General features: G+C 67.4%; 19 protein-coding genes and 2 pseudogenes. 15 read left to right on the plus strand and 6 right to left on the minus strand.

Annotated elements, in window-relative coordinates:
- Nucleotides 1-321 precede the first annotated feature (321 nt).
- The 3 genes from ppsA to GEM_RS07155 all read left to right on the plus strand — a co-directional run bounded on the left by ppsA (nt 322) and on the right by GEM_RS07155 (nt 4,326).
- The gene (gene ppsA / locus GEM_RS07145) at nt 322-2,721 is read left to right on the plus strand and encodes a phosphoenolpyruvate synthase (protein WP_014896748.1); all 2,400 of its coding nucleotides are present in this window, start codon (nt 322-324) and stop codon (nt 2,719-2,721) included.
- Nucleotides 2,722-2,923: 202 nt separating this feature from the next.
- A complete protein-coding gene (locus GEM_RS07150) occupies nt 2,924-3,358 on the plus strand; it encodes an NfeD family protein (RefSeq protein ID WP_041490474.1) in 435 nt (144 codons plus the stop codon).
- A gap of 32 nt (nt 3,359-3,390) precedes the next feature.
- Complete coding sequence (locus GEM_RS07155) at nt 3,391-4,326, plus strand: SPFH domain-containing protein (protein ID WP_014896750.1); 936 nt, start codon at nt 3,391-3,393, stop codon at nt 4,324-4,326.
- 236 nt (nt 4,327-4,562) lie between these two features.
- Here GEM_RS07155 and smpB read toward each other — a convergent pair whose 3' ends face one another.
- The gene (gene smpB / locus GEM_RS07160; RefSeq protein WP_014896751.1) at nt 4,563-5,009 is read right to left on the minus strand and encodes an SsrA-binding protein SmpB; all 447 of its coding nucleotides are present in this window, start codon (nt 5,007-5,009) and stop codon (nt 4,563-4,565) included.
- 98 nt (nt 5,010-5,107) lie between these two features.
- Between smpB and GEM_RS07165 the strand changes: the two genes are divergently transcribed.
- Nucleotides 5,108-5,545 (plus strand): type II toxin-antitoxin system RatA family toxin, encoded by a 438-nt coding sequence (locus GEM_RS07165; protein ID WP_014896752.1) that lies wholly within the window; start codon nt 5,108-5,110, stop codon nt 5,543-5,545.
- Between the two features lie 4 nt (nt 5,546-5,549).
- Entirely contained in the window at nt 5,550-5,873 is a 324-nt protein-coding gene (locus tag GEM_RS07170; protein ID WP_014896753.1) for an RnfH family protein, read from the plus strand.
- A gap of 74 nt (nt 5,874-5,947) precedes the next feature.
- Here the strand turns inward: GEM_RS07170 and GEM_RS07175 are convergent, their stop codons facing one another.
- From GEM_RS07175 to GEM_RS07185, 3 genes are all read right to left on the minus strand, one after another.
- Entirely contained in the window at nt 5,948-6,931 is a 984-nt protein-coding gene (locus tag GEM_RS07175; RefSeq protein ID WP_014896754.1) for a DMT family transporter, read from the minus strand.
- 196 nt (nt 6,932-7,127) lie between these two features.
- Nucleotides 7,128-7,811 (minus strand): glutaminyl-peptide cyclotransferase, encoded by a 684-nt coding sequence (locus GEM_RS07180; RefSeq protein WP_014896755.1) that lies wholly within the window; start codon nt 7,809-7,811, stop codon nt 7,128-7,130.
- A gap of 30 nt (nt 7,812-7,841) precedes the next feature.
- On the minus strand, nt 7,842-9,062 hold the full coding sequence (locus GEM_RS07185; RefSeq protein WP_014896756.1) for a hypothetical protein: 1,221 nt from the start codon (nt 9,060-9,062) through the stop codon (nt 7,842-7,844).
- Nucleotides 9,063-9,175: 113 nt separating this feature from the next.
- Between GEM_RS07185 and GEM_RS07190 the strand changes: the two genes are divergently transcribed.
- The 5 genes from GEM_RS07190 to guaA all read left to right on the plus strand — a co-directional run bounded on the left by GEM_RS07190 (nt 9,176) and on the right by guaA (nt 14,830).
- Nucleotides 9,176-9,940, plus strand: coding sequence for a DUF899 domain-containing protein (locus tag GEM_RS07190; protein ID WP_014896757.1), 765 nt, complete (start codon nt 9,176-9,178; stop codon nt 9,938-9,940).
- A gap of 30 nt (nt 9,941-9,970) precedes the next feature.
- Nucleotides 9,971-10,783: a DUF2182 domain-containing protein gene (locus GEM_RS07195; RefSeq protein WP_014896758.1), complete on the plus strand. Its 813-nt coding sequence runs from the start codon at nt 9,971-9,973 to the stop codon at nt 10,781-10,783.
- A 265-nt stretch (nt 10,784-11,048) separates the two neighbouring features.
- Nucleotides 11,049-12,509: an IMP dehydrogenase gene (guaB, locus tag GEM_RS07200; RefSeq protein ID WP_014896759.1), complete on the plus strand. Its 1,461-nt coding sequence runs from the start codon at nt 11,049-11,051 to the stop codon at nt 12,507-12,509.
- A gap of 6 nt (nt 12,510-12,515) precedes the next feature.
- The gene (locus GEM_RS07205) at nt 12,516-13,103 is read left to right on the plus strand and encodes a hypothetical protein (protein WP_014896760.1); all 588 of its coding nucleotides are present in this window, start codon (nt 12,516-12,518) and stop codon (nt 13,101-13,103) included.
- Between the two features lie 107 nt (nt 13,104-13,210).
- Entirely contained in the window at nt 13,211-14,830 is a 1,620-nt protein-coding gene (gene guaA, locus GEM_RS07210; RefSeq protein WP_014896761.1) for a glutamine-hydrolyzing GMP synthase, read from the plus strand.
- A 218-nt stretch (nt 14,831-15,048) separates the two neighbouring features.
- On the opposite strand, the gene GEM_RS07215 is transcribed toward guaA, so the two are convergent.
- The gene (locus GEM_RS07215) at nt 15,049-15,714 is read right to left on the minus strand and encodes a DJ-1/PfpI family protein (protein ID WP_014896762.1); all 666 of its coding nucleotides are present in this window, start codon (nt 15,712-15,714) and stop codon (nt 15,049-15,051) included.
- A 96-nt stretch (nt 15,715-15,810) separates the two neighbouring features.
- Here GEM_RS07215 and GEM_RS07220 point away from each other — a divergent pair, with 96 nt between their 5' ends.
- The gene (locus GEM_RS07220; protein ID WP_041490630.1) at nt 15,811-16,365 is read left to right on the plus strand and encodes a TetR/AcrR family transcriptional regulator; all 555 of its coding nucleotides are present in this window, start codon (nt 15,811-15,813) and stop codon (nt 16,363-16,365) included.
- Nucleotides 16,366-16,480: 115 nt separating this feature from the next.
- Here GEM_RS07220 and GEM_RS32150 read toward each other — a convergent pair.
- Nucleotides 16,481-16,636, minus strand: a pseudogene (locus tag GEM_RS32150) (ADP-ribose pyrophosphatase); the annotation flags it as partial.
- Between GEM_RS32150 and GEM_RS31135 the strand changes: the two are divergent.
- From GEM_RS31135 to ldcA, 4 genes and pseudogenes are all read left to right on the plus strand, one after another.
- Nucleotides 16,625-16,768: pseudogene (locus GEM_RS31135) on the plus strand (MFS transporter); the annotation flags it as partial. The pseudogenes GEM_RS32150 and GEM_RS31135 sit on opposite strands and share 12 nt — an antisense overlap.
- A 273-nt stretch (nt 16,769-17,041) precedes the next feature.
- Entirely contained in the window at nt 17,042-17,443 is a 402-nt protein-coding gene (locus GEM_RS07230; RefSeq protein ID WP_014896765.1) for a DnaJ family domain-containing protein, read from the plus strand.
- Complete coding sequence (gene tadA, locus GEM_RS07235; RefSeq protein WP_041490475.1) at nt 17,440-18,039, plus strand: tRNA adenosine(34) deaminase TadA; 600 nt, start codon at nt 17,440-17,442, stop codon at nt 18,037-18,039. The genes GEM_RS07230 and tadA overlap by 4 nt, the downstream gene beginning before the upstream one ends.
- 107 nt (nt 18,040-18,146) lie before the next feature.
- On the plus strand, nt 18,147-19,085 hold the full coding sequence (gene ldcA / locus GEM_RS07240) for a muramoyltetrapeptide carboxypeptidase (protein ID WP_014896767.1): 939 nt from the start codon (nt 18,147-18,149) through the stop codon (nt 19,083-19,085).
- Nucleotides 19,086-19,252 lie beyond the last annotated feature (167 nt).

Raw genomic sequence — 19,252 nt, forward strand, 5'->3', positions numbered from 1 at the left:
CAGACGCAGTGACAAGGTCGCGCCACATCCGGCAGCCGGCACGGTAGAATAGCGGCAACCTGTTGGATAAGCAATTGCGGGGGCAGGGTGCGAACGGCACCCCGGGCTCGCCGTGATCGATCGAAAATTCCCGGCAAGTTCGGCGATTCGTCTGAATATATCGCCCTTCTGCCGGGATTTTTGCAAATCGGGTCGGAAGATTCTCCGCCGCTGCGATTGTTTATCTAACAGGTTGCGCAAGACGCGCCGCGCCTTTTTGCAAGCGCCCGCGTCCGAGCCCACTTGCGCAATCGAGCATTTTTTTCACACTTAGGGGCTTGTATGACTAACGCAGCAAACGTCGCAAAGGACCAGGCGTATGTAATCCCGTTCGAGCAGTTGCGGATGACCGATGTGGAGATCGTGGGCGGCAAGAATGCGTCGCTCGGCGAGATGATCAGCCAGCTTTCCGAAGCAGGCGTTCGCGTACCCACCGGTTTCGCCACGACCGCGCTCGCATTCCGCGACTTCCTCAAGCACAACGATCTGACCGATCGCATCGCCAAGCGTCTCGAGTCGCTCGACATCGACGACGTGAAGGCGCTCGCCGAAGCCGGTGCCGAAATCCGCAAGTGGATCGTCGACGCACCGATGCAGGCGCGTCTTGAGGAGGAAATCCGCGCACAGTTCGAAATCCTGAAGAACGGCTCGCCAGGCGAGCTGTCGTTCGCCGTGCGTTCGTCCGCGACCGCGGAAGACCTGCCCGACGCATCGTTCGCTGGCCAGCAGGAGTCGTATCTGAACGTCGTCGGCATCGACGACGTGCTCGACCGCATGAAGCACGTGTTCGCGTCGCTGTACAACGACCGCGCGATCTCGTATCGCGTGCACAAGGGCTTCACGCACGCCGAGGTCGCACTGTCGGCCGGCGTGCAGCGCATGGTCCGCTCGGACGTCGGCGCGGCCGGCGTCATGTTCACGATCGACACCGAATCGGGCTTCAAGGACGCCGTGTTCATCACGTCGAGCTACGGCCTGGGCGAAACCGTCGTGCAGGGTGCCGTGAACCCGGACGAGTTCTACGTGTTCAAGACGACGCTCGCGCAGGACAAGTACCCGATCATCCGCCGCTCGATCGGCTCGAAGCTGATCAAGATGGAATTCACGCAGCCGGGCGAGCCGGGCCGCGTGAAGACGGTCGACGTGCCGCACGAGCAGCGCAACCGCTACTCGATCACCGACGAAGACGTGATCGAGCTCGCGAAGTACGCGGTCATCATCGAGAAGCACTACCAGCGTCCGATGGACATCGAGTGGGGCAAGGACGGCCGCGACGGCAAGATCTTCATCCTGCAGGCACGTCCGGAAACGGTGAAGAGCCAGGCAACCGGCAAGGCCGAGCAGCGCTTCAAGCTGAAGGGCCAGTCGCAGGTGCTGGCGACGGGTCGCGCGATCGGCCAGAAGATCGGCGCGGGCCCCGTGCGCGTGATCCAGGATCCGTCGGAAATGGAACGCGTGCAGCCGGGCGACGTGCTGGTGGCGGACATGACCGACCCGAACTGGGAGCCGGTGATGAAGCGTGCGGCTGCGATCGTCACGAACCGTGGCGGCCGCACCTGCCACGCGGCGATCATCGCGCGTGAGCTCGGCGTGCCGGCAGTCGTCGGCTGCGGCGACGCGACCGACATCCTGAAGGATGGCGCGCTCGTCACCGTGTCGTGCGCGGAAGGCGACGAAGGCAAGATCTACGACGGCCTGCTCGAGACGGAAGTCACGGAAGTGCAGCGCGGCGAACTGCCGGAAATCCCGGTCAAGATCATGATGAACGTCGGCAACCCGCAGCTCGCGTTCGACTTCTCGCAACTGCCGAACGGTGGTGTTGGCCTCGCGCGTCTCGAGTTCATCATCAACAACAACATCGGCGTGCACCCGAAGGCGATTCTCGAGTACCCGAACATCGACCAGGACCTGAAGAAGGCGGTCGAGAGCGTGGCGCGCGGTCACGCATCGCCGCGCCAGTTCTACGTCGACAAGCTGACGGAGGGTGTTGCGACGATCGCTGCGGCGTTCTATCCGAAGCCCGTGATCGTGCGTCTGTCCGACTTCAAGTCGAACGAGTACAAGAAGCTGATCGGCGGTTCGCGCTACGAGCCGGACGAGGAAAACCCGATGCTGGGCTTCCGCGGCGCGTCGCGCTACATCGCTGAAGACTTCGCGCAGGCGTTCGAGATGGAGTGCCGTGCACTGAAGCGCGTGCGCGACGAGATGGGCCTGACCAATGTCGAAATCATGGTGCCGTTCGTGCGGACCGTGAAGCAGGCGGAGCGTGTCGTCGGCCTGCTCGAGAAGTTCGGCCTGAAGCGCGGCGAAAACGGCCTGCGCCTCGTGATGATGTGTGAAGTCCCGACCAACGCGATCCTCGCCGAAGAGTTCCTCGAGCACTTCGACGGTTTCTCGATCGGTTCGAACGACCTCACGCAGCTCACGCTCGGCCTCGACCGCGACTCGGGCATGGAACTGCTGGCCGTCGACTTCGACGAACGCGACCCGGCCGTCAAGTTCCTGCTGAAGCGTGCGATCGATACCTGCCGCAGGATGGGCAAGTACGTCGGCATCTGCGGCCAGGGCCCGTCCGATCACCCGGACTTCGCTCAATGGCTGACCGACGAAGGCATCGTGTCGATCTCGCTGAACCCCGACACGATCATCGATACGTGGCAGGCGCTGGCCAACCGGAAGTAACGGTCGGTCATGCATCGTCGACGAAAGGGCGGCTCGCCGCTCTTTCGGTGAAGGCAAAATGCAAGGTTCGTGCTATAAACACCCCGGTAAGCACCGGGGTGTTTTTTTTTGCCGGTCCGGGCCGCCCCAAGCGTGCCGCCGCTCGCTCGGGAGCAGGCGCAGCGAATATAGTGAGCATGGGGGCGTTTTTCTGGAGACCACAATGATGTCGGGGCATCTGTTCTGGTGGGTCGGAGTCGGCGTGCTGGTCGTCGCCGAATTGCTGACCGGTACGTTCTATCTGCTGATGATCGCGCTCGGCTTTCTCGCGGGCGGGTTGCTGCAGTTCGCGGGCTTCGCGCCGCACGTGCAGATCGGTGCGGCCGCCGCGGTCGCGATCATCGCGATGATCGTGCTGCGCCGCTCGGGGCTTGGGCGCAAGCAGAAGCGCGACACGTCGACGAATCCGGACGTCAATCTCGATATCGGCGCGACCGTCACGGTCGACGCGTGGCGTGACGGCCGCGCGCGCGTGCAGTATCGCGGCGCCGACTGGGACGTCGAGCTCGCGGCCGGCGAGCGCGATGATGCGCGCGTGTATCAGGTGAGTGCCGTGCGCGGCAACAGTCTCGTCGTCGTAGCGAAACCCGCGGGCTAATCGTCCACTGAAAAACAAGGAGGGAACACTTCATGGATTCGCTGATCATCTGGGTCGTCCTGCTCGTCATCGCCATCGTGATCGTGTCGAAGACGGTGAAGATCGTGCCGCAGCAGCATGCCTGGGTACTCGAACGCTTCGGGCGCTATCACGCGACGCTGTCGCCCGGTCTCAATATCGTGCTGCCGTTCGTCGACCGGATCGCCTACCGCCATGTGCTGAAGGAAATTCCGCTCGACGTGCCGAGCCAGGTCTGCATCACGCGGGACAATACGCAATTGCAGGTCGACGGCGTGCTGTACTTCCAGGTGACCGATCCGATGAAGGCGTCATACGGCTCGAGCAACTTCGTGCTCGCGATCACGCAGCTCGCGCAGACGACGCTGCGCTCGGTGGTCGGCAAGCTCGAACTCGACAAGACCTTCGAGGAGCGCGACTTCATCAACCACAATATCGTGTCGGCGCTCGACCAGGCCGCCGCGAACTGGGGCGTGAAAGTGCTGCGTTACGAGATCAAGGATCTGACGCCGCCGAAGGAAATCCTGCACGCGATGCAGGCGCAGATCACCGCGGAGCGCGAGAAGCGCGCGCTGATCGCGGCGTCCGAAGGCCGCAAGCAGGAGCAGATCAACCTCGCGTCGGGTGCGCGTGAAGCGGCCATCCAGAAGTCCGAGGGCGAGCGGCAGGCCGCGATCAACCAGGCGCAGGGCGAGGCCGCTGCGATTCTGGCGGTGGCCGAGGCGAACGCGCAGGCGATCCAGAAGATCGCGAACGCGATCCAGTCGCAGGGCGGGATGGATGCGGTGAACCTGAAGGTTGCCGAGCAGTATGTCGGCGCGTTCTCGAATCTCGCGAAGCAGGGCAACACGCTGATCGTGCCGTCGAACCTGTCGGATCTCGGCACCGCGATCTCGTCGGCGTTGACGATCGTCAAGAATGCGGGGGCGGCCTCGGGCGGGAAGGCCTGAGTCGGCCGTACGCGATGCGCGGCGGGCCGCCGCGTGCGATCGATGTGCGGCGAATCGTCGCGCAGCCGGAGCTCGGACGAGGCCAGTGGCACCTTTCTTCGGCCGCGGCAGACGGCATGGCGTACCGAAAGCTGCCCGAGCCGCCGCCGGGCGGCCTGCATCGGCGAATCACATAGCCCAAAGCAACACGGCCCGCTGCGAGCGGGCCGTGTCGTTTGCGTGGCAGGTTGCGGGCGTCAGGTGCCGGCGCGCATGATGCGCGCCTTCTCGCGTTCCCAGTCGCGCTTCTTCTCGGTTTCGCGCTTGTCGTGCAGCTTCTTGCCCTTCGCGAGCGCGATGTCGCACTTCACGCGACCGCCCTTGTAGTGGAAGTTCAGCGGCACGAGCGTGTAGCCACGCTGCTCGACCTTGCCGATCAGTTTCTTGATTTCCTCGCGGTGCAGCAGCAGCTTGCGCGTGCGAACCGGGTCGGGCGTGATGTGCGTCGAGGCTTCGGGCAGCGGGCTGATATGGGTACCGATCAGGAAGATTTCGCCGCTCTTCACAACGACGTAACCTTCCCGGATCTGGCCGCGCCCGGCGCGCAGCGCCTTGACTTCCCAGCCCTCGAGCACGAGCCCCGCCTCGTAGCGTTCCTCGATGTGATAATCGAAGTGCGCTTTCCTGTTGTCGATGATGCTCATGAAAGGATCGGGCCAACTCGTTTAAAATCACGATTTTAGCAAAGCGGGGCGGGAATCGCCCGGCTTGCGTTCTCACCTTAAGCGATGCCGCGCGATTTATGGCAGATGTCCAGAAAACCGTATTGATCCGCCATTCGGCGGAACAGATGTTCGACCTCGTCACCGACGTGGCCGACTACCCCAATTTCCTGCCCTGGTGCGGCGGCGTCGAGGTTCGCCGTCAGGATGACAGCGGGATGGAAGCGCGCATCGACATCAACTTCAAGGGCATCAAGCAGCATTTCGCGACGCGCAACACGCAGCAGCGCCCGACGCGGATCGACATGGAGTTTGCAGACGGCCCGTTCAAGAAGTTCACGGGCTCGTGGCGCTTCATCCCGCTGCGCGCCGATGCGTGCAAGATCGAATTCGCGCTGCACTACGAGTTCTCGAGCATCCTGCTCGAGAAGATCATCGGGCCCGTGTTCAGCCATATCGCGAACACGTTCGTCGATTCGTTCGTCAAGCGCGCCGACCAGCGCTACGGGAAGGGGTGACGCGATGCTGTCGATCGAAGTCTGCTACGCGCTGCCGGATCGCCAGACGCTGATTCCGGTGTCGCTGCCCGAAGGCGCGACCGTGCGCGCGGCGATCGACGCGAGCGGCGTGCTTGCGCTGCACCCGGAGATCGACCTCGCGCATGCGAAAACGGGCGTGCTCGGCAAGCTCGCGCCGCTCGACGCGCCGCTCGCCGATCACGACCGTGTCGAGATCTATCGCCCGTTGATCGTCGATCCGAAGCTCGCGCGCCAGCGGCGCGTCGACAAGACCCGTCGCGAAGGCTCCGTCGAGGGGCGCAAGTGGATGCACAAGGATGCGCGCTGACGCGCCGCTTCAGCGCCGCTCCGTCTCCGCCGTTTCGATTCGTCAGACCGGGCGCGGCCGCGTTCAGGCCGCGTTCAGTGGGTCGTGACGTTCGCGTTCACGGCCGCGCCGCCGGGCGTATTGCCGCCTGCGTGCGGGTCGCTGTGCCGGCGCACCGAACCGTAGACACCCGCCAGCAGCAGCGCGAGCGCCGCGATCTCGAGCGCGCGCGGCATCCGGTGGTCGTAGACGAACGCGTAGAGCATCGCGAACATGGTTTCGAACACGATCAGCTGGCCCGACAGCGTGAGCGGCAGCCGCTTCGATGCCGCGTTCCACAGTCCGTTGCCGAGCCACGACGCGCCGATCGCGAGCACGAAGTTCAGCAGCCAGAACAGTTGCCAGCGCGATGCCGGGACCGCCGCCTGTAGCGTGCCGGCCGGCAGCGCGAGAATCGCGAGCCAGCAGAGACCGCCGATCAGGCCCGTCACCACGCCCCACAGCACCGACCATTCGTTGCCGCCGAAATGATGGTGGCGCTGGAGGTAGCGCGCGTTCGCGACCGCGTACCAGGTCCAGCTCGCGAGCGCGCCGCTCGCGCATGCGATGCCCGCGAGCTTCTGGCCGAGCGTCGTCGCGTGCGCGGCTTCGGACGTGAAGAGATCGACGTTGATGCAGACGATGCCGGCGATCACCAGCGCGAGCGGGGCGGCGAGGCGCCGCAGCGGCACCGCGCCGTGGTCGCCGAGGCCCGCGAGCGTGACGGTCACGGGCAACACGCCGACGATCAGCGAGCTGGGTGCGATGCCGATCAGGTGCACGGCGCCGGACAGCAGCATGTAATACGCGACGTTGCCGATCAGCGCGAGCTTCGTGAGTGCGACGAGATCCTCGCGGGTCAGCCGCGCGAGCAGCGAGCGGGCTGCCGGCAGCGCGGCCGCCAGCGACACGAGGCCGTACATCGCATAGCGGCCCGCGCTCAGCAGCAGCGGCGAGAAGTCGGTCATCAGCCGCGGCACGAGAAATACCATGCCCCACAACGCGCCCGCGAGGACGCCATACACCACACCGCGCTGCATCGACTGCTCCGAACAAATGACTGACGAGCGCGCATCTTAGCGATGGCGGCGCGACCGCGTCTTGTTCATTCCTGCACTCCTGAGCGGGTGGGGTTCGGGATCGGCTGCGAGCGCCGCCGCGATCCGGTCCTGTTTACCGGGGATCGCGGCGGGCCGGGTTGCTCCTCGTCTTTCAGCGGATCAGCGGATCAGCGGATCAGCGCTCGACCGGTTCGGCCGCCGCCGCGCTGTCGCCCGCCGCGCGCGCCCGCGCGGGGCGGCGCACGGTGCGCAGCTTGCCGCTGTTGCCGCCGCCGCAGTAGAACACGTCGCGACCGTCGGATTCCAGCCCTGACACGCCGATACCTGGCGGCATGTCGACCTGTTCGAGCACCTGCCCCGTGCGCGGGTCGATCCGCCGCAGCTCGCTCTGGTCCGCTTCCCAAGTGCCGTGCCACAGCTCGCCGTCCACCCAAGTTACGCCGGTGACGAAGCGGTTCGATTCGATCGTGCGCAGCACGGCGCCCGATTGCGGATCCACCTGATGAATCTTGCGTTCGCGATACTGGCCGACCCACAGCGTGCCTTCGGCCCAGGCGAGCCCAGAATCGGCGCCGCCGCCGGGCGCGGGGATCGTCGCGAGCACGCGGCCGGAGTCCGGATCGATCTTCTCGATGCGGTCCTCGACGATCTGGAACAGGTGGCGCCCGTCGAACGCGGTGCCCGCATGCGCGGCGACGTCGAGTGCGCGCACGGTCGTGCCGCGTTCCGGGTCGAGCGCGTTCAGTTTGTCGCCGGATGCGAACCAGACGTGCTGCCCGTCGAACGTGACGCCGTGCACGCCGTCGACGCCCGGAAACGGGCCGTATTCGCGGAGGATGTCTGCCGTGGAGCGTTTCATGTTTGTCACCTCATCGTTGGTGCACCCATCCTAGTCGCCCGGCAGCAGCGCGGGGAGTAACAAGGTCGTCGCGAATCCTGGCAGCGGCGGCATCATCCAGCGGCGCGCGCGACCGCGGCCGAGCGCCTGCACCTTGCCTGCTTCGGCGAGCGTGTCGAGCGCGCGCTGCACGGTGCGCTGGCTCGCGCCGAGCGCGAGCGCCAGCGCCGAGCTCGACCACGCCTCGCCGTCCGCGAGCAGCGCGAGCACGGCCGCGTGACGGTCGTCGACCGGGCGCGCGAGCACGACGGTCTCGCGCATGCCGAGCGGCTCGAGCGCGAAGCCGCGCGGCGTCGCGGTGACGTTCGCGAGCGGCCGCAGCATCGCGCGCAAGCGGCCGATCTCGACGCGCAGGCGGGCGCGATGCGACTCGTCCGCGTGCTTCGCACGAAACGCCGCGGCGACGAGTGCGTTTCGCGACACGTCGGCGGGCCAGGCCTCGCCCAGCGCGCGGGCGAGCACGAACAGCACCGGGCGGCGCGCGAGCGACACGGTCGTGCGCGCATCGCGCACCGTGTGACGGCACGCATCGACGACCAGCGCATTCGACGCCAGCACCGCCTCGACCTCGTCGAGCAGCACGAGCCGCGACGCGCCGCGCGCGATGAGCCGCGCGGCCGGCGTATCGAGCACGCGCGCAGCGGTATCGACTTCGGCCGTCAGCGCGGCGATGCCGGCGTCTTGCGCGGCCGCGCGGGCGCGGGTGAGGGCCATACGCGCCGCGTGGGGGCGGATGCGGCGCATCGCGATGCCGGCCGCGATCAGCTCGTGGGCCGCGCGCGACGCGGCCGGCAGCGGGGCGGGATCGAGGCTCGCGAGCCGCCGTTCGGCGTCGTCGATGTGCCCGATCAGCAGCAGCCGGCGCACGCCGAGATAGCGCGCGTGCGCGGCGTTCGTGTGGTCGCCGTGCGCGTCGAGCGTCGCGCACGCGGCGTCGAGTGCGCGCGACGGCCAGCCGAGGTCGCGCGACGCCAGCGCGATCTCGGCTTCCGCGACGACGCAGCGCGCCCGCGCGACGGCTTCCTTCGCGCCGAATGCGCGGGCCGCGCCGCGCACGAGCGTCCGCGCGCGCTCGAAATCGCCGAGTTGCGCCATCGCGATGCCGCGCAACGCAAGCGCCGGCGCGTCGTCGCGCAGCGCGACGCGGTTCAGCGCACCGAGCGGGTCGCCCGCCGCGAGCGCGCGGGCGGCAGCCGTGATCAGCGAATCCATCTGAATCCCGACACAGTTGTCACTCCCTCCGGTCCGATGCCCGGCCCTAATCTAGCACCACGCACACGGCAGATGCGCCGTGCCCGGATATCCATCGAAAGGAGGAACCCGCAATGACGAACCATCTCACCGGAACGCGCGACGAATGGCTGGCTGCGCGCCGCGCGCTGCTCGATGCGGAAAAGGCGTTGACGCGGCAGAGCGACGAGCTCGCGCGACGGCGCCAGGCGCTGCCGTGGGTGCGCGTCGACAAGGCCTACCGGTTCGACACCGAGGACGGCCCTGCGTCGCTCGACGACCTGTTCGGCGGCCGCTCGCAGCTGCTCGTCTATCACTTCATGTTCGGCCCCGACTACAAGGCTGGCTGCCCGTCTTGCTCGGCGCTCGCCGACGGCTTCGACGGTTTTGCGGTCCACCTCGCGAACCACGACGTGACGCTCGCGGCGGTGTCGCGCGCACCGCTCGCGAAGCTGCTGGCGTACCGGCAGCGGATGGGCTGGCATTTTCCGTGGGCGTCGTCGGACGGCGGCGAGTTCAACTTCGACTTCAACGTGTCGTTCACCGAAGCGCAGCAGCGCGCCGGTGACGTTGAATACAACTATGCGCGGGCCGGTCACGCGATGGACATGGACCCGCCGCCGGCCGCCGTCGCCCAGTTCGCGGCGACGTGCGGCACCGACGCCGCCACGTACTCGCTCGACCGGCCGGGGATGAGCGCGTTCGTGCGCGAGGACGGCGTCGTCTATCACACGTATTCCACCTACGCGCGCGGGCTCGACGGGCTGTGGGGGATGTACCAGTGGCTCGATCGCGCGCCGCTCGGGCGCAACGAGACGGGCGTGTGGTGGCGCCGCCATGACGAGTACGCACGCGGTTGAGCGCGGGCCGGCGACCGGCGGGAGCGCGCGATGAGCGCGGCGCTGAAACCGGCCGTGGCGGGTGCTGCGTTCGGCGCCGCGCTCGTCGCGGTGTTCGCCGTCGCCGTGTGGGCGACGCTCGCGCAGCATGCGTCGCTGGACGCGATGGGCGGCATGCCGATGGCCGTCGGCTGGACGCTGTCGGCGGGGTGGCTGAGGCCGTGCGGATGGCGGCCAGGGCACGGATTCGCCGCGTTCGCCGGCATGTGGGGCGCGATGACCGTGACGATGATGCTGCCGGTGCTGGCGCCGGTGCTGTGGCGATATCGGCAGGGTCTCGGCCCGCTGGGCGACGCGCGCGCGGCATGGTTCGTCGTGATCGCGGGCGCCGGGTATTTCGCGGTGTGGATGGCCGTCGGTGCGGTGGTGTTTCTCGTCGGAGGTGCATTGGCGGCCGCCGCGACGCGGCTGCTCGCGCTCGCCGATGCAATGCCGTTTGCTGCCGGCGCGGTCGTGCTCGGGGCCGGGGGACTGCAGTTTTCCGTCTGGAAGATACGCCGGCTTGCCTGCTGCCGGCACGTGCCGGACGCCGAGTGCACGCGGCGGGCGGGAGCCGGCGCGGGGGCTGCGTGGCGGTACGGCGTGCAGGCTGCGCTACGTTGCGGCGCTTGCTGCGGGAACCTGATGGCCATCGCCCTGGCGGCCGGCGCGATGGACCTGCGGGTGATGGCCGTCGTGACGGCCGCGATTGCCGCCGAGCGGCTGGCGCCGGCCGGCGGCGAGCGCGGCGCGCGGATGCTCGTCGGGGGCGTTGCGATCGGCGCCGGTGTCGTGATGATCGCGCGTGCGGCCGGGCAGGCCTAGGGCCGCTGCCGCGCGTCGAACGGTCCGGCGAAGGCGCCGCCGCGAGGCCCGCGTGGGCCGGCAAACGACGTGTCATTGGCCCGGTTGCGGCCGGCTGCGCGAATGGGTCGATGCCGGGGTGAAACGAAAGGCGATCGAAAACGAACCGAACGGCGATCCGAACGATTCGGCCCCCGAACGCTCGGGAACGGCTAACCCGTTGTTCGTGTTGTGAAAATTCGCAGCGCTTCGCGTATAATTCGCTTTTGCGCCCATAGGATTTGCCATGCGTCTGATCCAAAAAGCACTCACTTTCGATGACGTGCTCCTCGTTCCCGCCTTCTCCGACGTTCTCCCGCGCGACACCAGCCTGAAGACCAAGCTGACCCGCAACATCTCCCTGAACATGCCGCTCGTGTCCGCCGCGATGGACACGGTCACCGAAGGTCGCCTCGCGATCGCGATGGCGCAGCAGGGTGGTGTCGGTATCGTCCACAAGAACCTCACGCCGGCCGAGCAGGCCCGCGAGGTCGCGAAGGTCAAGCGTTTCGAATCGGGCGTCGTCCGCGACCCGATCACGGTCCCGCCGCAGATGAAGGTGCGCGACGTGATCGCGCTGTCGCGTCAGCATGGCATCTCGGGTTTCCCGGTCGTCGAAGGCCCGCAGCTGGTCGGCATCGTCACGAACCGCGACCTGCGCTTCGAATCGCGCCTCGATGAGCCGGTCAAGTCGATCATGACGCCGCGCGAGCGTCTCGTCACGGTCAAGGAAGGCACGCCGCTCGCCGAAGCGAAGGCGCTGATGCACAGCCACCGCCTCGAGCGCGTGCTGGTCGTCAACGACGCGTTCGAACTGCGCGGCCTGATGACCGTCAAGGACATCACGAAGCAGACCGAGCACCCGGATGCGTGCAAGGACGAACACGGCAAGCTGCGCGCAGGCGCGGCAGTCGGCGTCGGCCCCGACAACGAAGAGCGCGTCGAGCTGCTGGTGCAGGCCGGCGTCGACGTGATCGTCGTCGATACCGCGCACGGCCACAGCAAGGGCGTGCTCGAGCGCGTGCGCTGGGTCAAGCAGAACTATCCGCACGTCGAGGTGATCGGCGGCAACATCGCGACGGCCGCTGCCGCCAAGGCGCTCGTCGAATACGGCGCGGACGCGGTCAAGGTCGGCATCGGCCCGGGCTCGATCTGCACGACGCGGATCGTCGCGGGCGTCGGCGTGCCGCAGATCAGCGCGATCGCGAACGTGTCCGACGCGCTGCGCGGCACCGGCGTGCCGTGCATCGCCGACGGCGGCATCCGCTTCTCGGGCGACGTGTCGAAGGCCCTCGCGGCCGGCGCGAACGCGGTGATGATGGGCAGCATGTTCGCGGGCACCGAAGAGGCGCCGGGCGACGTGTTCCTGTACCAGGGCCGCCAGTACAAGTCGTACCGTGGCATGGGTTCGGTCGGCGCGATGAAGGACGGCGCGGCAGACCGCTACTTCCAGGACAACTCGGCGAACATCGACAAGCTCGTGCCGGAAGGCATCGAAGGCCGCGTCGCGTACAAGGGCTCGGTCAACGCGATCCTGTTCCAGCTGGTCGGCGGCGTGCGTGCCAGCATGGGCTACTGCGGCTGCAAGACGATCGACGAGCTGCACGAGAAGGCCGAATTCGTCCAGATCACCGCGGCGGGCATGCGCGAGTCGCACGTGCACGACGTGCAGATCACGAAGGAAGCGCCGAACTACCACGTGGACTGATCGCCGATGAAACCGCTGCTGCGAGCCGTGCTGATCGTCGATGCCGTGCTGCTGCTGGCGTTCGGCGTGCTGTTCGTGCTGACGCCCTGGCAGGCGCTGTTCAACGCGCTGCAGTTGGCGAACATCCAGCCGGCGATGCTCGGCCAGGCGTTCGGCATCGCGCTGCTCGGGCTCGCGTGGCTCGCGTTTCACGCAGCGGTCAACGGCGAACTCACGGCGCCCGTCGCGCGCGTGGTCGGCCATGTGAACTGGCTGATCGGCGTGCTGACGGTCGTGTGGTCGTTCGGCACCGGCAACGGTCCCGCGCTCGCGGCCGCCGGCAGGGTGCTGTCGGCCATGGCCGGGGTCGCGCTGATCGTGCTCGGCATCGGCGGCGTGCGGCTCGCATCGGCCGTGCGGCGGCGCGAGAAGGCGCAGGCGCTCGAGGCTCGTGGCGCGCAGCGCCAGGCCGAACCGGCGCCGGCCTCCGCACCGCAGCAGCGTGTCGAACCGGTCGTCAGCCGTCCGGCGGCGCCTGCGGCAGCCACGTCGGCCGCCTCCGACCGAGCGTCTGGCAGCGTCGCATTCGACGCGCGCCCGCCGCTGCAGGATTGACCGGCGATGCGTCGCGCGAGCCACCTGCCGCCCGACGCCGCTGTCCATGCTATTGACGCAGCGCTTGATGCGCTGCTTTTCTTATTCTCTTCATCCCGTCCGCAGCCATGCACGACAAAATCCTGATTCTCGACTTCGGTTCGCAAGTCACCCAATTGATCGCGCGGCGCGTGCGCGAAGCGCACGTCTACTGCGAAATCCACCCGAACGACGTGTCCGACGACTTCGTCCGCGAGTTCGCGCCGAAGGCGGTGATCCTGTCGGGCAGCCACGCGAGCACGTACGAAGACCACCAGCTGCGCGCGCCGCAGGCCGTGTGGGATCTCGGCGTGCCGGTGCTCGGCATCTGCTACGGCATGCAGACGATGGCCGTGCAGCTCGGCGGCAAGGTCGAGTGGAGCGACCATCGCGAATTCGGCTACGCGGAAATGCGCGCGCACGGCCACACGCGCCTGCTCGACGGCATCGAGGATTTCACGACGGCCGAAGGCCACGGGATGCTGAAGGTCTGGATGAGCCACGGCGACAAGGTTGCCGAGCTGCCGCCGGGCTTCGCGCTGATGGCGTCGACGCCGAGCTGCCCGATCGCCGGCATGGCCGACGAGGCGCGCGGCTACTACGCGGTGCAGTTCCACCCGGAAGTCACGCACACCGTGAAGGGCCGCCAGATCATCGAACGCTTCGTGCTGCAGATCGCCGGCGCGAAGCCCGACTGGATCATGAAGAATCACATCGAGGAAGCCGTCGCGAAGATTCGCGAGCAGGTCGGTGACGAGGAAGTGATTCTCGGCCTGTCCGGCGGTGTCGATTCGAGCGTCGCGGCTGCGCTGATCCATCGCGCGATCGGCGACCAGCTGACCTGCGTGTTCGTCGACCACGGCCTGCTGCGCCTGAACGAAGGCAAGATGGTGCTCGACATGTTCGAGGGCCGCCTGCATGCGAAGGTCGTGCACGTCGACGCGTCCGAGCAGTTCCTCGGCCACCTGGCCGGCGTGACCGATCCGGAAGCGAAGCGCAAGATCATCGGCCGCGAGTTCGTCGAGGTGTTCCAGGCCGAGGCGCAGAAGCTGTCGAAGGCGAAGTGGCTCGCGCAGGGCACGATCTACCCGGACGTGGTCGAATCGGGCGGCACGAAGACGAAGAAGGCGACGACGATCAAGAGCCACCACAACGTCGGCGGCCTGCCGGAAACGCTCGGCCTGAAGCTGCTCGAGCCGCTGCGCGACCTGTTCAAGGACGAAGTGCGCGAGCTGGGCGTCGCGCTCGGCCTGCCGCCGGAGATGGTGTATCGCCATCCGTTCCCGGGCCCGGGCCTCGGCGTGCGGATTCTCGGCGAAGTGAAGCGCGAGTACGCGGACCTGCTGCGTCGCGCGGACGCGATCTTCATCGAGGAGCTGCGCAACACGACCGCGACCGCGCAGGATGCGGCAGCGGGCCTGTGCGGCGACGCGGATGTCGGCAAGAGCTGGTACGACCTGACGAGCCAGGCGTTCGCGGTGTTCCTGCCGGTGAAGTCGGTCGGCGTGATGGGCGATGGCCGTACGTACGACTACGTGACGTCGCTGCGCGCGGTGCAGACCACCGACTTCATGACCGCGCACTGGGCGCACCTGCCGTACGCGCTGCTCGGCCGCGCGTCGAACCGGATCATCAACGAGGTGCGCGGCATCAACCGCGTGGTGTACGACATCTCGGGCAAGCCGCCGGCGACGATCGAGTGGGAGTGAGCGTCGGCGTCGAGGTGTGCCTCGATGACTGATGCCGGCATCGGATGATGCAAACGCCCGGCGGGGATGACCTGCCGGGCGTTGTTGTTTGTGCGATCGGCGGCAGCGATTCGATTGTCGCCGGAGCGCAGTGTTTTCTTCGCCGTCATGCCTGGCCCGGGTACGGAGGTGCGTGGCACCGGTCGGCCGCCGCACGCGGAGCGTCTGCCTGTCACGCCCTATGGCAGCACGTGGCCGCCGGCATCGATCATCCTGATCGATCCCGAAGCCTGCCCCTTTCCTTGTCGAATGCTGAGTTCGATGATGTCCTCGTAAAGTGCCCGTTGTCCGGCGGGCAGGACCGGCAGCAACGTCTCGCGCCGCTTGTCCGCATCGAACATCGATTCCACGAGCCATCCCGTCAGATAGAGCGCCGCCACGCATCCGCCTGCCGTCGCGACGTTGCCGTGGCACACCAGCGGCTGGTCCGGCACCTGCAGCCCGCGATCCATCAGGCCGCGTCGCGCGTCGGGGTGCGTCGTTGCCCGGCCGCCCGGCAAGAGTCCGAGCCGCTCGAGGACGAAGGCGCCCGCGCAGATCGATCCGATGGTCTGGCGCGCCGGATCGAGATCGAACGACGGCAGGAAATCCGGGTTCGCGAGCGCGGCCGGTATGCCTTGCCTGCCGCTCGAAAACAGCACGGCGTCGGCGCGATTGGCGTCCTCGAGCGGGCCGTGAACGGGGATGGCCAGACCATGTGCGGAACGCAGCACCGGCTGCGCGCCGAGAATCCGGACACGCCAGTCCGCGGTGTTGCGACCGAGAATGTCCCACATCAGGAACAGGTCGAGGTCGGTGAACTGGTCGAATGCAACGAGCGCGATGTCTTTCAACGCGAACTCCATGAGTAGCGGCGCCTTGCCGGAAGCGGCGGTGGCCGTGATAGAGTTCGCAGCCTATCTGTCCATGCCGCACCATACACAGCCTGTATGGCGATGCCGATGCGCACACTGACTCGAAACGACTGGATCGCAGCGGGCTTCGACGCCCTCGATGGGGAAGGGCATGCGGGCATTTCGGCCGAGAGTCTCGCACGACGGCTGAACGTGACCCGCGGCTCGTTCTATCACCACTTCCGGAATCGGGAGGACTTCGTCAGGACGTTGCTGACCGCGTGGGAGAACGACTACACGGCACGCATGCTTGCCTACGCGGCGGACGGCCGCAGTGCGGGCGACACGCTGACGCGTTACCTGCGCATCGCTGCAGAGAAGCGACCGGGACGCGAAGTGGCGATCCGCGCATGGGCATTGCAGGACGCGCTGGTTGCGGAATTCCAGCAGCGCGTCGATGCCACGCGCCTCGCATTCGCGGTCGAGACGTCCCGTCGGTGGGTCCGCATGCCGGGCGAAGCCGAGATCGTGGGGCAGGTCGCGCACCTGTGTCTGATTGGCGGCCAGCAGGCCGGACTGCGGCGAGACGCCGAGCGGTTCAATCACTTCATGCAGCGTGCGTTCACGGTCGCCGAGCGCATGCTGCCGCGCCGACGCGCGTAGCGGGGCGATGCTCATGGCTGGATGTTTGGTGATGCATGGCTCGGCGGGTAGCCGATACCGTCATGCTCCCGATCGGTCGGCCCGCACGGTATGCAGGAACGACGGCGGTGCCGCATCAAGTCGTGGTGGGTCGGCGCGTGTCGCGCAGAACGGCGGCCCGCTCGATCGCCCGATGCGCAACGTCGCGTACGCCCGCGCTCATCGGCAGATCGTCTCGCTCGAGTTCGCCGGGATCGAACCAGCGCGCGTCGAGCGCATCGTCGCCGGCGGCCTGATCGTCGATGCGCTGGGCAGCTACGGCTGGCTGTACATCGGATCATTCGCAATCGGCATCGGTGCGTTCCTCGTCGCGATGATGTTCCGGCCGTTTCCGAAGGAGCGGTCGCAGCCGATCACCGCATGACCCAGCCGTCACGAAACGGCGATTTCGGCGGGATGACGAACACCGATCGGCCCGGGCGAAAATAAAAAAACAGGGCCGGACATGGCCTGCTCAAACCGCGCCAAAACCGCGCGGGGCCTGCTGCGGCGCAGCACAACGGCAAGTCGCGGCGATCAGCGCGCATGCGCACCGATTTGGCCCCTAAACACACAATATCGAGCATACCTTCGAAGGGCCTGTCATACGCACGTCACCCTGCTAGAATTCGGCTGCCGCATTTGTTCCGATTGACTGATGAGACTGCTTGACGCACTGGTCGAACAACGCATCGCCGCCGCCGCCGCGCGGGGCGAGTTCGACGATTTGCCGGGTACCGGCGCGCCCCAGGCGCTGGATGACGACCTGCTCGTACCCGAGGAGGTGCGGGTGGCCAACCGTATCCTGAAGAATGCGGGCTTCGTGCCGCCGGCCGTCGAGCAACTGCGCGCGCTGCGCAACCTGCAGGACGAACTGCAGGCGGTCAGCGACCGTGCCGCGCGCTGCCGGCTGCAGGCGAAGATCCTCGCGCTCGACATGGCACTCGAATCGCTGCGCGGAGGCCCGATGGTGATGCCGCGCGACTATTGCCGGCGCATCGCGGAACGTCTGTGCGAGCGCGGGCTCGACGATGTTTCCGCCGAAGCGGGGCCGATGTGAGCGCCGACGCGCTGAGCGACGCAGCAGCCGAAGCCGCTGCCGCTTGCCATTCTCCTGCTGCCGCACCGGAAGCCGCACCGGAAGCCGCGCCGGTGTCGGCGCGCGACCTGCACTTCATGCGTCTTGCGCAGGCCGCCGCCGAAGAGGCGCGCGCGGCCGGTGAAGTGCCGGTCGGCGCGGTGCTGGTGCGCGGCAACGAAGTGATCGCACGCGGTTTCAACCATCCGATCGGCGGACACGATCCGTCGGCCCACGCGGAAATGGCCGCGCTGCGCATGGCCGCGCAGCATCTGCAGAATTACCGGATGCCCGGCTGCGAACTGTACGTGACGCTCGAGCCGTGCCTGATGTGCGCGGGCGCGATCATGCACGCGCGCATCGCGCGGGTGGTCTACGGCGCCGCCGATCCGAAGACGGGCGCGTGCGGCAGCGTGATCGACGCGTTCGCGAATCCTCAGCTCAATCACCATACCGACGTGACCGGCGGCGTGCTCGCCGACGAGTGCGGCGCCGCGCTGAAGTCGTTCTTCGCGGAGCGCCGCCGCGCGCTGCGTGAAGCACGGCTGGCCCGCGACGCCGAATCCGGCGCGTCATGAGCGCCCCGGCCGCGCCCGTCGCCCCGAACGGGACGAGCTGCGCGGTTCCGTGAACCGGAGACGGTTCGGACCCTCTAAGCAGGTTTGACGACCCGACACCTTTCGCCATGTCCTTCCAGCCCGCCGCGTCCTACACCATCCGCCTGCTGGCGCCGTCCGGTTATCCGCACGACCCCGACGCGATCAATCGCGCGCTCGAGCGCCTGAGCGGCGCGCAGCACCGCATCGAGAACCTCGACGCGACGCAGCGCCGCTTTCAGCGTTTCGGCGGCACCGACGGTGAGCGGGCAGGCGACCTGAACCGCCTGGCCGACCCCGAGCGGCCGCTGCCGGATATCGCGCTCGCGGTGCGCGGCGGCTACGGCGCCGCGCGCATCCTGCACGGGCTCGACTATCGCGGCCTCGAACGCCGCTTGCGCGATCAGCCGATCGCGCTCGTCGGCCACAGCGACTTCACCGCGATCCAACTCGCGCTGTATGCGAAGGCGCGCATCAAGACCTTCGGCGGCCCGATGCTGTCCGCCGACTTCGGCGCGGAAACGCCGAGCGACTTCACGATGCGGCATTTCTGGAAGACGCTGTCGCAGCCGACCGCGACGATCATCACCGAAGCACCGCAGGTGCAAACCGTGAACGTGACGGGCACGCTGTGGGGCGGCAACCTCGCGATCCTCACGTCGCTCGTCGGCACGCCGTACATGCCCGACATCGACGGCGGCATCCTGTTCGTCGAGGACGTCAACGAACAGCCGTTCCGGATCGAACGGATGATCTACCAGTTGCACCTGTCGGGGCTGCTCGCGCGCCAGCAGGCGCTCGTGCTCGGCCAGTTCACGGGCGCGCGGCCGTTCGAGTACGACAACGGCTACGACATGCAGGCGATGATCGAGCAGGTGCGCTCGGTGATCGGCATTCCGGTCGTCACGGGGCTGCAGTTCGGCCATGTGCCCGACTTGCTGACGCTGCCGTTCGGCGCGCAGGCGCAGCTCGTCGCGAATGCGCACGGTTTCCGGCTCACGCTGTCGGACTATCCGCATCTCGGCTGAGCGGGCCAGGCGGATACCATCGAAAGGCGGGGTTTCCCGCCTTTTTCTTTAAGTAAGCATGCAACTAACGGTCGCAAATTTTCGACGCCATCGATCGAGGCGACAGCGTGCCACGCACCATTTTTGTCAACAAAATGGCCTGGAGGGTATACACCGTGAGCGGCCAA

Origin of the sequence: Burkholderia cepacia GG4, from assembly GCF_000292915.1 — a bacterium.
Lineage (GTDB): Bacteria > Pseudomonadota > Gammaproteobacteria > Burkholderiales > Burkholderiaceae > Burkholderia > Burkholderia cepacia_D.

What these genes read in the sequence shown, in the direction of transcription:
- GEM_RS07165 (WP_014896752.1), top strand. Translation starts at nt 5,108, where the DNA reads ATGGCAGATGTCCAGAAAACCGTATTGATCCGCCATTCGGCGGAACAG.
- GEM_RS07150 (WP_041490474.1), top strand. Translation starts at nt 2,924, where the DNA reads ATGATGTCGGGGCATCTGTTCTGGTGGGTCGGAGTCGGCGTGCTGGTC.
- guaA (WP_014896761.1), top strand. Translation starts at nt 13,211, where the DNA reads ATGCACGACAAAATCCTGATTCTCGACTTCGGTTCGCAAGTCACCCAA.
- GEM_RS07190 (WP_014896757.1), top strand. Translation starts at nt 9,176, where the DNA reads ATGACGAACCATCTCACCGGAACGCGCGACGAATGGCTGGCTGCGCGC.
- smpB (WP_014896751.1), bottom strand. Translation starts at nt 5,009, where the DNA reads ATGAGCATCATCGACAACAGGAAAGCGCACTTCGATTATCACATCGAG.
- GEM_RS07185 (WP_014896756.1), bottom strand. Translation starts at nt 9,062, where the DNA reads ATGGATTCGCTGATCACGGCTGCCGCCCGCGCGCTCGCGGCGGGCGAC.
- GEM_RS07180 (WP_014896755.1), bottom strand. Translation starts at nt 7,811, where the DNA reads ATGAAACGCTCCACGGCAGACATCCTCCGCGAATACGGCCCGTTTCCG.
- guaB (WP_014896759.1), top strand. Translation starts at nt 11,049, where the DNA reads ATGCGTCTGATCCAAAAAGCACTCACTTTCGATGACGTGCTCCTCGTT.
- GEM_RS07170 (WP_014896753.1), top strand. Translation starts at nt 5,550, where the DNA reads ATGCTGTCGATCGAAGTCTGCTACGCGCTGCCGGATCGCCAGACGCTG.
- GEM_RS07230 (WP_014896765.1), top strand. Translation starts at nt 17,042, where the DNA reads ATGAGACTGCTTGACGCACTGGTCGAACAACGCATCGCCGCCGCCGCC.
- ppsA (WP_014896748.1), top strand. Translation starts at nt 322, where the DNA reads ATGACTAACGCAGCAAACGTCGCAAAGGACCAGGCGTATGTAATCCCG.
- GEM_RS07195 (WP_014896758.1), top strand. Translation starts at nt 9,971, where the DNA reads ATGAGCGCGGCGCTGAAACCGGCCGTGGCGGGTGCTGCGTTCGGCGCC.
- GEM_RS07220 (WP_041490630.1), top strand. Translation starts at nt 15,811, where the DNA reads ATGCGCACACTGACTCGAAACGACTGGATCGCAGCGGGCTTCGACGCC.
- GEM_RS07205 (WP_014896760.1), top strand. Translation starts at nt 12,516, where the DNA reads ATGAAACCGCTGCTGCGAGCCGTGCTGATCGTCGATGCCGTGCTGCTG.
- GEM_RS07155 (WP_014896750.1), top strand. Translation starts at nt 3,391, where the DNA reads ATGGATTCGCTGATCATCTGGGTCGTCCTGCTCGTCATCGCCATCGTG.
- GEM_RS07215 (WP_014896762.1), bottom strand. Translation starts at nt 15,714, where the DNA reads ATGGAGTTCGCGTTGAAAGACATCGCGCTCGTTGCATTCGACCAGTTC.
- ldcA (WP_014896767.1), top strand. Translation starts at nt 18,147, where the DNA reads ATGTCCTTCCAGCCCGCCGCGTCCTACACCATCCGCCTGCTGGCGCCG.
- GEM_RS07175 (WP_014896754.1), bottom strand. Translation starts at nt 6,931, where the DNA reads ATGCAGCGCGGTGTGGTGTATGGCGTCCTCGCGGGCGCGTTGTGGGGC.